This window comes from Sporichthyaceae bacterium (genome assembly GCA_036269075.1).
Lineage (GTDB): Bacteria > Actinomycetota > Actinomycetes > Sporichthyales > Sporichthyaceae > DASQPJ01.
On the sequence record DATASX010000119.1, the window covers coordinates 48,721 to 59,893 of the forward strand.

Consider the following 11,173-nt stretch of genomic DNA (forward strand, 5'->3'; position numbering starts at 1 on the left):
GGCGGGCCGTACCGGCCCGCCCCGGGCACCGGGATTGCGTGGATCCTCCGGGCAGGTACTCTCCCCCAGGGGTGCGGTCGAACCGGACACCGGGACGCCGCGGGAGCGGGAAGAGCAGTCGAGCAGCACAACCGGGAGATCGCGCGTGGCCGGACGGTACGTATCTTCGCCGGGTACGCCCGGAAGCAGGCAGTCCGGCGATGACTGAAGGCTCTGCTAGGAGGCCTGCTTCCGGTCGCACTGGCGGGGCCGCCAAGTCCGCTGCCGGCGGGCGGGCGCTGGTGATCGTCGAGTCGCCGACCAAGGCGAAGAAGATCGCCGGCTACCTCGGCAACGCCTACATCGTCGAGAGTTCCTACGGCCATGTCCGCGACCTGCCGAACGGCGCCGCGGAGGTCCCGGCCAAGTACAAGAAGGAACCCTGGGCGCGGCTCGGCGTCGACGTCGACCACGGCTTCACGCCGTTGTACGTCGTGGCCGCCGAGAAGAAGGCCCAGGTCAAGAAGCTGAAGGACGCCCTCGTGGGGGTCGACCGGCTCTACCTTGCGACAGATGAGGACCGCGAGGGCGAGGCCATCGCCTGGCACCTGCACGAGCTGCTCGAGCCCAAGGTCCCGGTGCACCGGATGGTGTTCCACGAGATCACCGAGCGGGCGATCGTCGAGGCCGTCGAGAACCCGCGCAACCTGGATCAGCAGCTCGTCGACGCGCAGGAGACCCGCCGCATCCTCGACCGCCTCTACGGCTACGAGGTCTCCCCGGTCCTCTGGAAGAAGATCATGCCCCGCCTCTCGGCCGGGCGCGTCCAGTCCGTGGCCACCCGGCTGGTGGTGGAGCGCGAACGGGAACGCATGGCCTTCCGCAGCGCCTCCTACTGGGACCTCGAGGCCGAGTTCGAGACCGGGCGGACGGCGACCGCCGACGAGCCGGCGAGCCTGACCGCACGGCTGGCGAGCCTGGACGGCAAGCGCGTGGCCTCCGGCCGCGACTTCGGAGCCAACGGTCAGCTGCGCTCGGCCGGGGAGGTCGCCCACCTCGACGAGGTCGAGGCCGGCGCGTTGGCCGCCCAGCTCAGTTCGTCCGCGTTCGCGGTACGCCGGGTGGAGCGCAAGCCCTACACCCGCAAGCCCTACGCCCCGTTCCGGACCACGACGCTGCAGCAGGAAGCCGCTCGCAAGCTCGGGTTCGGCGCCAAGCGCACCATGCAGGTGGCCCAGAAGCTGTACGAGAACGGCTTCATCACCTACATGCGTACCGACTCCACGACGATGTCCGAGACGGCGATCAACGCCGCCCGCGCCCAGGCCGCGCAGTTGTACGGCGCCGACCACGTGCCGGACGCGCCGCGGCGCTATGAGTCCAAGCAGAAGTCGGCGCAGGAGGCCCACGAGGCTATCCGCCCGTCCGGTGAGACTTTCCTGACGCCGGCTCAGACCCGGCTGTCCGGCGAGGAGTTCCGGCTCTACGAGCTGATCTGGATGCGCACGGTCGCGTCCCAGATGAAGGATGCGGCCGGGCAGTCGGTGACCGTCCGGATCGGCGGTACCTCCAGCAGCGGTGCGGACGTCGAGTTCACGGCCTCCGGCAAGGTCATCACCTTCCACGGCTTCCTCAAGGCCTACGTCGAGGGTGCCGACGACCCCGACGCCGAGCTCGACGACCGCGAGCGCCGGCTGCCCGCGGTCAGCGAGAACGACCCGCTGACGGCCAGTCGGATGAGCGTGGAGTCGCACGAGACCCGACCGCCGGCCCGGTACACCGAGGCCTCGTTGGTCTCCGAGCTCGAGCAGCGCGACATCGGACGCCCGTCGACCTACGCCTCGATCATCGGCACGATCCTCGACCGGGGGTACGTGTTCAAGAAGGGCACGGCGCTGGTCCCGGCCTGGTTGGCCTTCTCCGTCGTCGGTCTGATGGAGCGTCACTTCCCGCACCTGGTGGACTACGAGTTCACCGCGCGGATGGAGGACGTCCTCGACGAGATCGCCAACGGCCACGCGCAGATGGTCGACTGGCTGACCCGGTTCTACTTCGGCCCGGGCGAGGACGGCAGCGGCGGCGAGTCTGTCGGGTTGAAGAAGCTCGTCAGCGAACACATCGGCGAGATCGACGCCCGCGAGGTCAACTCCCTCGACATCGGCGGCGGCATCATCGTGCGCGTGGGTCGCTACGGCCCGTACGTGGAACGTGAGGTCGACGGCACCCTCGAGCGCGGCAACATCCCCGAGGACCTGCCGCCGGACGAGCTGACGCCGGAACGTGCCCTGGAGCTGTTCACCGCCGGCTCCGACGACCGCGACCTCGGCCCCGACCCGAGCACCGGGCGGCCCGTCGTGGCTCGCAACGGCCGCTACGGCCCCTACGTCACCGAAGTGCTGCCCGAGGGCTCCACCGACAAGCCGCGCACCGCCTCGCTGTTCCGCACGATGACGCTGGACACCGTCGACCTCGACGTGGCGCTGCAACTGCTGACGCTGCCGCGCACCCTCGGCGAGGTGGCGGGTGAGCCGGTCGTGGCCACGAACGGGCGCTACGGCCCCTACGTCAAGAAGGGCACCGAGACCCGCTCGCTGGCAGCCGAGGAACAACTGCTCACCGTCGACCTCGACGCGGCCCTGCAACTGCTGGCCCAGCCCAAGGCGCGCGGGCGGGCCGCCGCCGCCGCCCCGCTGCGGGAGCTGGGCGCCGACCCGGTGAGCGGCAAGCCGATGGTGATCAAGGACGGCCGCTTCGGCCCCTACGTCACCGACGGGGAGACCAACGCCAGCCTGCGCAAGGGCGACGAGGTCGACGACCTGACCGACGAGCGGGGCGCGGAGTTGCTGGCCGACCGCCGCGCCCGCGGCCCGGCGAAGAAGACCGCGCGCAAGGCCCCGGCCAAGAAGGCTGCCGCGCCGGCGAGGAAGACCGCGGCCAAGAAGACGGCGGCCAAGAAGACCACCGCGAAGAAGGCGCCGGCGAAGAAGGCCGTCGCCAAGGACCCGGGCGCCGAGGACGGCGACGACTGAGTCGTCTTGCGGTTTCGGCACAGATCGACAGACTTCGGCCGATGTGTCGGCTCGCCGATTTAGTCTGACGGCATGACCTCCGCCCCGCCCGACCCTGGGGCGGCCGGGGCCGCGGCAGCGGCGCTCGGCGCCGCCGGCGGGCTGCGCGAGGCACTGCGGATCGGTTCGTTCCGGCGGATCTGGGTGGTGCTCAGCCTGTCCAGCCTCGGCGACTGGCTGGCCCTGCTGGCCACCACCGCGATGGCCGCTGACCTGACCAAGCACTCGATGTCGCAGGCCGACTACGCGGTGGCCGGGGTGTTCATCCTGCGGCTGGTCCCGGCCCTGGTCTGCGCGCCGCTGGCCGGCGTCGTGGCCGACCGCTTCGACCGGCGGACGACCATGGTCATCGCCGACGTCGGCCGGTTCGGCCTGTTCGCCTCGATCCCGATAGTCGACACGCTCTGGTGGCTGCTGGTCGCGACGTTCGCCGCCGAGGTGCTCAGCCAGTTCTGGATCCCGGCCAAGGAAGCGACGATCCCGAACCTGGTGCCCCGGGAGCAGTTGGAGGCGGCCAATCAACTGAGCCTGGTCACCGCGTACGGGTCGGCGCCGATTGCCGCGGGCCTGTTCACGGTCCTGTCCCTGCTCACCGGAACCCTCGGCGCGCGTTTCACGTTCTTCGTCGCCCACCCAACGGCCCTGGCGTTGTGGTTCGACGCGGCCACGTTCGCCGCGAGCGCGCTCACCATCGCCTCGCTGAAGGTGCCCCAGCGCCGCGAGCAGGGCGGTGCGCCGCAGAACCCGCTGCGGGCACTGGCCGAGGGCTGGCGGTTCGTCGGGTCCACCCCGCTGGTGCGTGGCCTGCTGATCGGAATGCTCGGGGCGTTCGCCGCGGGCGGCACCGTGGTCGGCCTGGCGCCGACGTTCGTGCGCGGCCTGCACGCGGGCAACCCCGGCTACGGCGTCCTGTTCGGCGCGGTGTTCACCGGCCTGGCCGGCGGCATGCTGTGCGGCCCGCGTCTGCTTCGCGGCTTGAGCCGGCGCCGGATGTTCGGGCTGATGACCACCCTGGCGGGTCTGCTGCTGACCGCGATCGCGCTGACCCCACAGTTCCCGGTGGTCGTCGGTTTCACGCTGCTGCTGGGTGCGGCCGCCGGCGTCGCCTGGGTCAGCGGGTGGACGCTGCTCGGCCTGGAGGTCCCGGACGCGATGCGCGGGCGCACATTCGCATTCGTCCAATCCAGCGCCCGGCTGACGCTGATCGCGGTGCTGGCGCTGGCGCCCTTGCTGTCCGGCACGATCGGGGAACGCACGCTGCGGCCCACCCACGCGGTGCACCTGGCCTACAGCGGAGCCGCGGTGGTGTTCCTGGCAGCCGGGTTGGTCGCCACTGCGGTCGGAGTGCTTTGCTACCGGTACATCGACGATCGGCGGGGGGTCTCCTTGGTCCGCGATCTGGCGGCCGCGGTGGGCAGTACGAGCTTCGACGCGGACCCGATCGCCACGGGGTACTTCGTGGCCTTCGAGGGTGGCGACGGGGCGGGCAAGTCCACCCAGGTCGAACGGCTGGCGGACTGGCTGCGCGGCCGCGACCACGAGGTGGTGACCACCCGGGAGCCCGGCGGCACCATGCTCGGGGCGCAACTTCGCTCGGTCCTGCTCGACGTCCGCAGCGTCGGGCTGTCGGCGCGTTCCGAGGCCCTGCTGTACGCGGCCGACCGGGCCGAGCACGTCGCCGCGGTGATCCGTCCGGCGCTGCACCGTGGGGCGATCGTGGTCAGCGACCGCTACGTCGACTCCTCGATCGCCTACCAGGGCGCCGGTCGGGCGCTGTCCGCCGCCGAGGTCGAACGGCTCTCCCGCTGGGCCACCCAGGGTCTGCGGCCCCACCTGACCGTGCTGCTCGACGTCGACCCGATGGTCGCCACGCGGCGCCGCGCGGGGACCCCGGACCGGATCGAGGCCGAGTCGGTCGAGTTCCACACCCGCGTCCGACAGGGCTTCCTCGACCTGGCCGAGCGCGACCCGAAGCGCTACCTGGTGCTCGACGCCGCCGGCACCCCGGCCGACATCAACGCGGCGGTGATCGCCCGGATCGGCGATCAGTTGCCGCCCGCGCCCGCTCCGGTCGAGCCGACCGCCGCGGACTCGACCCGGCCGGCGGTGCGGCAGTGAGCGAGCTTGCGAGTGAACCAATGTCACAGTGTCAGCCGTTGCTGAAGGTGTGCAGGCGGACGGAGGTCCGCCAGTGAGCGAGCTTGCGAGTGAACAAATGTCACAGTGTCAGCCGATGACGAAGGTCTGCGGGCGATCGAAGTTCAGCCGGTGACGGTCTGGGCTCCCCTGGTGGGGCAGGACCGCGCCGCGACCACGTTGCGGAACGCGGCAACCGATGCGGCGGCGCGACTTGCGCACCCCGGCTCCCGGACCTCCGACTCGATGACCCACGCCTGGCTGATCACCGGCCCGCCCGGGTCGGGGCGCTCCACCGCTGCGCGGGCGTTCGCGGCCGCGGTCCAGTGCCCCACCGGCGGCTGCGGCACCTGCTCCTCGTGCCAGACGGTCGCGGCCGGTTCGCACCCGGACGTCGAGGTCGTCGCCACCGAACTGCTCAGCATCGGCGTCAAGGACACCCGCGAACTGGTGCGCCGCGCCGCTTTGGCGCCGGTCGGCGGGCGCTACCAGGTCCTGATCTACGAGGACGCGGACCGGCTGACGGACCAGGCCGCCAACGCGTTGCTCAAGGCCGTCGAGGAGCCGGCCGAACGCACCGTCTGGATCCTGTGCGCGCCCTCGGCGGAGGACGTGCTGCCCACGATTCGCTCCCGCTGCCGGGCGATCCACCTGGTCACACCGTCGGCCCGCGACATCGCGGAACTGCTGTGCGGCGAGGGCGCCGGCGACCTGCTGGCCGAGTTCGCCGCGCACGCCTCGCAGGGTCACATCGGGCGGGCGCGCCGGCTGGCGGCCGATCCGGAGGCCCGCGAGCGCCGGGCGGCGGTGCTGAACAGCGTGCGCGGGTTGCGCGACGTGCCGGGCTGCCTGCGCACGGCCGCCGGTCTGTTGGAGGCGGTCAAGGCCGACGTGGACGCCACGTCGGCGGTTACCGACGTGGCCGAGCGTGAGGCGCTGAAAGCCGCCCTCGGCGTGGGTGGGCCACGGGAACGGCAGCCACCGGGTGCGGCCGCGGCCCTGAAGGAGTTGGAGAAGCGCCAGAAGGGTCGGGCGACCCGGGCGATGCGCGACGGGATCGACCGGGCGCTGATCGACCTGGTCGCGTACTACCGTGACGTGTTGGCCAGACAGCTGGGGGCGGACGTGCCGGCGGTCCACCAGGACCGGACGGCGGAGGTGGCCGAACTGGCCGAGGGAGGCAGCGCAGAAGTGACTCTGCGTCAGATCGAGGCTGTGCTGGCCTGTCGCACGGCGTTGGATGCCAACGTCGCCCCGCTGCTCGCGGTGGAGTCCATGACCTTGGCGTTGCGGTGATGTGCCGGACGTCGCGTCGGTGCTACGCCGCCCTGGTCGCCGCGGTGTGTGCCGGGCTGGCCGGGTGCTCGAGCCACGGCGCCACGGCCGCCCCGCCGGCGGCTGCGGCGGCCGTCGCGAGCGCTGTGGCGCCCGCTGTGGCGCCGGTGTCGCCGGACCCGGCCACGGCGTCCGACTTGGCCAAGTTCTATGGCCAGCACCCCGCCTGGTCCACCTGCGACGGCATGTTCCAGTGCGCGAGCGTCACGGTCCCGGTGGACTGGTCGGCACCCACCGGTGAGACCCTCCAACTCGCGCTGGAGCGCCTGCCCGCGACCGACCCGACGCACCGGCTGGGTTCGCTGTTCATCAACCCCGGCGGGCCCGGGGGTTCCGGCAACCAACTGGTCCGCGCCGCCCGCGACATCTTCAGCGCCAAGCTGCGCGAGGACTACGACATCGTCGGGTTCGACCCGCGCGGGGTCGGGTCGAGCAACCCGGTGCACTGCCTGCCCGGGCCGCAGCTCGACGCATTCCTCAGCACCAACGGCACCCCGCAGGACGCCGCCCAGATCGCGACGCTGCAGGCCGCGGACGCGGGCTTCGCGGCCGGTTGCAAGTCCGAGTCCAGCACGCTGCTGTCCCACGTCGGGACCCGCGACGTCGCCCGCGACGTCGACGTCCTGCGGGCGGTGGTCGGCGACGCGAAGCTGAACTGGTTCGGCTTCTCCTACGGCACCTACATCGGCTCGTTCTACGCGGGCATGTTCCCGCAGCGGGTGGGCCGCATGGTCCTCGACGGCCCGCTCGATCCGGCGTTGGACCAGGGCTCGCTCAGCGAGGAGCAGGCGGCGGGGTTCCAGGACGAGTTCAACCGCTACGCCGATCACTGCCTGGCCGGTGGCCACTGCCCGATCGGCTCGAGCCGGCAGCAGATCACCGACGCGGTCACCGGGTTGTTCGCCAAATTGGCGAACGAACCGATGGACACCGCGGACCAGCGGGTGCTCACCCAGAGCGACGCGATCAGCGGCGTCGCCTTCGCGATGTACGACCCCACGCAGTACTGGGACAGCCTCACGACTGCCCTGCACCAGGCGTTGAACGGCGACGGCCAACGCCTGCTCGGGATGGCCGACCAGATCCTCGACCGGACCGGGCCAGGCCAGTTCGCCGACAACGCGAACGAGGCCAACCTCGCCGTGAACTGCCTGGACCACCCCGGCGAGGACACCGTGGCCGATGCGAAGGCGGCGCTGCCCGCGATGAAAGCCGCCTCCGTCGTGTTCGGCGCCAGCTTCGCCTGGGGCAACCTGACCTGCGCCGACATGCCGCAGCTCAACCCGCCGCCGCAGCCAGGTCCGGTGCCGGCGACCGGTGCCGGGCCGATCCTGGTCGTCGGCGCGACGCACGACCCGGCCACGCCGTACCCGTGGGCGCTGGCGTTGTCGCATCAGTTGGCGACGGGAGTGCTGCTGACCCGCGACGGCGACGGCCACACGTCCTACGGCCATGGCAACGACTGCATCGACACGGCGGTCGATTCCTACCTGATCGACGGCGCGACTCCACGGGCCGGCACCACCTGCTGACTAGGGTCGTGAGCATGAGAGTCGGTAAGTCGCGCGTCCTCGGCGTGCTCAGCGCAATGTCCCTGCTGGCCGCCTGCAACCTGCACGGGGGTTCTTCGTCCGGTGCACCGCCGGTGCCCACCCCGCAGGCCTCGGACAACGCGACCCCGACGACGTCGGCCTCCGCGACCCCGACGCCGTTGGGTACGGCCGACCCGTCGGTCGATCCGGCTTACTCGAAGTACTACGACCAGCAGCTCGAGTGGCGCAACTGCCCGTCCGGCGTGAGCGCCGGAGCCCGTGTGCGCGACCTGTCGTGCGCGAAGTTGACCGTGCCGGTCGACTGGTCGGACCCGGGCGGCGCGACCATGCAGCTGCTGCTCGACAAGGTGCCCGCGACCGGCAAGCGGCTCGGCTCGGTGATGACCAACCCCGGCGGCCCGGGCGGTTCCGGGGTCGACTTCGTGGCCAACGACTGGGCGGCGTTCCCGAAGAAGATCACCGCGAACTACGACCTGGTCGGCTTCGACCCACGCGGCGTCGGCCGAAGCCAACCGATCCACTGTCTGACGGACAGTCAGTTGGACACGTTCCTGGCTACCGACCCGGACCCGACCACGCCGGAGCGGCTGGCCGAGGTAGTGCAGGAGGACAAGTACTTCGCCGACCAGTGCGGCAGCAACAACGGCCCGCTGCTGGCCAACCTCGGCACACCGTCGGTTGCGCGCGACCTGGACGTGATGCGCGCCGCCACCGGCGACCGTGTCCTGCACTACATGGGCTACTCCTACGGCACCTACATCGGCGAGGTGTACGCGGGCCTCTACCCGACCCGGGTCGGCCGGATGGTGCTCGACGGCGTCATCGACCCGGCGCTGACGGCCGCGGACATGTCGATCGGTCAGGCCGAGGGATTCCAGCTGGCGTACTCGGCGTTCGTGGCGAACTGCCTGGCCGGCAAGTGCTTGCTGGGCTCGACCGCCGCGCAGATCGACGCGCGGGTGGCGAAGATGCTCGCCGCGGTGCAGACCAACCCGCTGCCGACCGGGCAGGCCGCGCGTCCGCTGAACGCGGCGCTGGCGACCACCGGGATCCTGTTCGCCATGTACTCCAAGAACCAGTGGGCAGGGCTGCGGTTGGCGCTGGCCGCGGCCGAGGCCGGCAACGGCGGCGGTCTGCTCGTGATGGCCGACCAGTACGCGGAGCGGGAGAACGGACACTACGACAACAACCAGAACGAGGTCATCTACGCGGTCAACTGCCTGGACCACCCCGGGGCCGACACCCCGGCCGAGATCCAGGCCCTGATCCCCAAGTTGACCCAGCAGTCCCCGGTGTTCGGGCCGTTCATCGCCTGGGGCAACCTGCCCTGCAACTACTGGCCGGTGCAGCCGACCTCGCAGGCGGGCCCGATCGCGGCGCCGGGCGCGCCGCCGATCCTGGTCATCGGGACCACCCGCGACCCGGCGACCCCGTACCAGTGGGCCAAGAGCGTCGCGAGCGAGTTGGAGTCCGGTGTGTTCCTGTCCCGCGACGGCGACGGTCACACGACGTTCGCCGCCAACAACTCCTGCGTCGACGAGGCGGTGACCAATTACATGGTCGACGGAACGTCACCGGCCAAGGACACCAGATGCTGACCGCGACCGCGCTGTCCGAACTGGCCGGCGCGATGCCGGGCGGCGTCGTGATCACCGACGCCGACCGGATCGAGAAGTACCGGATGGACCGGGCCTTCGACCCGACGGCCGGGATGCCGGTCGCGGTCGTGCGCGCCGAGAACACCGCCCACGTGCAGGCGACGCTGCGGTGGGCCGGTGTCCACGGGGTCACGGTCACCACCCGCGGGGCGGGCACCGGGTTGTCCGGCGGCAGCACGGCCTGCGAGGGCGGGGTGGTGCTGTCCACCGAACGCATGCGGGCGATGCACGTGGACCCGACGACCCGCATCGCGGTCGTCGGTCCCGGCCTGTTCAACGCCGAGGTGAAGGCCGCCGCCGCGGTTCACGGCCTGTGGTACCCGCCGGACCCGTCGTCCTTCGAGATCTGCTCGATCGGCGGCAACGTCGCCACGAACGCCGGCGGGCTGTGCTGCGTGAAGTACGGCGTCACCTCCGACTACGTGCTGGGCCTGGAGGTGGTTCTGGCCGACGCCACCGTCATCCGCCTGGGCGGACCGCGACTGAAGGACACCGCCGGGTTGTCGCTGACCAAGTTGATGGTGGGTAGCGAGGGAATCCTCGGCGTGGTAACGGAAGTGACGCTGCGTCTGATTCCGGCGCAGGCGGCGCCGGCGACCGCCGTCGCAACCTTCGCCACCGACGCCGACGCCACCGCCGCGGTGCTGCGCATCACCTCGGCGCTGCGGCCGGCGATGCTGGAGTACATGGACGCGGTGGCGATCAACGCCGTCGAGGACATGCTGCGGATGGGGCTGGACCGCGGCGCGGCCGCCCTGCTGGTGGCGCAGAGCGACGCCGAGGGCCCGGCCCGGGATCGGGAGATGGCCGCGATCGTCGCCGCGTTCGAGGCGCACCGCGCCACCGAGATCGCCGTGACCGACGACCTCAAGGAGGGCGAGGCCTTCGTCTTCGCCCGGCGCAGCGCGATCCCGGCGGCCGAACGCCGCGGCAAGCTGCTGCTCGAGGACGTGGGCGTGCCACTGCCCCGGCTGCCCGACCTGGTCGACGGCGTGCACCGCATCGGCGCCGTGCGCGAGGTCGAGATCGCCCTGATCGCCCACGCCGGCGACGGCAACACCCACCCGCTGCTAGTGTTCGACCCGGCCGACGAGGCCGCCACCGCCCGTGCCGAGGCCGCCTTCGGCGAGATCATGGACCTGGCGATCAGCCTCGGCGGCACGATCACCGGCGAGCACGGGGTCGGCCGGCTCAAACGCCCCTGGCTCAGCGAGCAGGTCGGCCCCGACGTCATGGAGCTGACCCGTCGGATCAAGCTGGCGTTCGACCCGCGAGGCATCCTGAACCCGGGCGTGATCCTCTGACCTTCGGTCGATGTCCGGTGCCGTAGGCTGTCCGGCGGCGGGGCCGGGCGTGCCTGACCCCACGCCGCCTTAGCTCAGACGGCTAGAGCGACGCACTCGTAATGCGTAGGTCATCGGTTCGATTCCGATAGGCGGCTCCA

6 protein-coding genes and 1 tRNA gene are annotated in these 11,173 nt (G+C 71.5%); all 7 read left to right on the plus strand.

Going from position 1 to position 11,173, the window contains the following annotated elements:
• Positions 1-200: 200 nt before the first annotated feature.
• The 7 genes from topA to VHU88_22680 all read left to right on the plus strand — a co-directional run bounded on the left by topA (position 201) and on the right by VHU88_22680 (position 11,173).
• Positions 201-3,008 (plus strand): type I DNA topoisomerase, encoded by a 2,808-nt coding sequence (gene topA, locus VHU88_22650; protein ID HEX3614504.1) that lies wholly within the window; start codon positions 201-203, stop codon positions 3,006-3,008.
• Between the two features lie 72 nt (positions 3,009-3,080).
• Positions 3,081-5,165, plus strand: a complete 2,085-nt coding sequence (tmk, locus tag VHU88_22655; GenBank protein HEX3614505.1) for a dTMP kinase — start codon at positions 3,081-3,083, stop codon at positions 5,163-5,165.
• 150 nt (positions 5,166-5,315) lie between these two features.
• Positions 5,316-6,479, plus strand: a complete 1,164-nt coding sequence (locus VHU88_22660; protein ID HEX3614506.1) for a DNA polymerase III subunit delta' — start codon at positions 5,316-5,318, stop codon at positions 6,477-6,479.
• Positions 6,479-8,050 (plus strand): alpha/beta hydrolase, encoded by a 1,572-nt coding sequence (locus tag VHU88_22665; GenBank protein HEX3614507.1) that lies wholly within the window; start codon positions 6,479-6,481, stop codon positions 8,048-8,050. Before VHU88_22660 ends, VHU88_22665 begins: the two co-directional genes overlap by 1 nt.
• A 14-nt stretch (positions 8,051-8,064) precedes the next feature.
• On the plus strand, positions 8,065-9,669 hold the full coding sequence (locus VHU88_22670) for an alpha/beta hydrolase (GenBank protein HEX3614508.1): 1,605 nt from the start codon (positions 8,065-8,067) through the stop codon (positions 9,667-9,669).
• Complete coding sequence (locus VHU88_22675; protein ID HEX3614509.1) at positions 9,663-11,033, plus strand: FAD-linked oxidase C-terminal domain-containing protein; 1,371 nt, start codon at positions 9,663-9,665, stop codon at positions 11,031-11,033. Before VHU88_22670 ends, VHU88_22675 begins: the two co-directional genes overlap by 7 nt.
• A gap of 63 nt (positions 11,034-11,096) precedes the next feature.
• Positions 11,097-11,173 (plus strand) — tRNA-Thr (locus tag VHU88_22680).

Excerpts from the sequence above, each read along its gene's own strand:
- topA (HEX3614504.1), top strand. The coding sequence starts at position 201 with ATGACTGAAGGCTCTGCTAGGAGGCCTGCTTCCGGTCGCACTGGCGGG.
- tmk (HEX3614505.1), top strand. The coding sequence starts at position 3,081 with ATGACCTCCGCCCCGCCCGACCCTGGGGCGGCCGGGGCCGCGGCAGCG.
- VHU88_22665 (HEX3614507.1), top strand. The coding sequence starts at position 6,479 with ATGTGCCGGACGTCGCGTCGGTGCTACGCCGCCCTGGTCGCCGCGGTG.
- VHU88_22670 (HEX3614508.1), top strand. The coding sequence starts at position 8,065 with ATGAGAGTCGGTAAGTCGCGCGTCCTCGGCGTGCTCAGCGCAATGTCC.
- VHU88_22675 (HEX3614509.1), top strand. The coding sequence starts at position 9,663 with ATGCTGACCGCGACCGCGCTGTCCGAACTGGCCGGCGCGATGCCGGGC.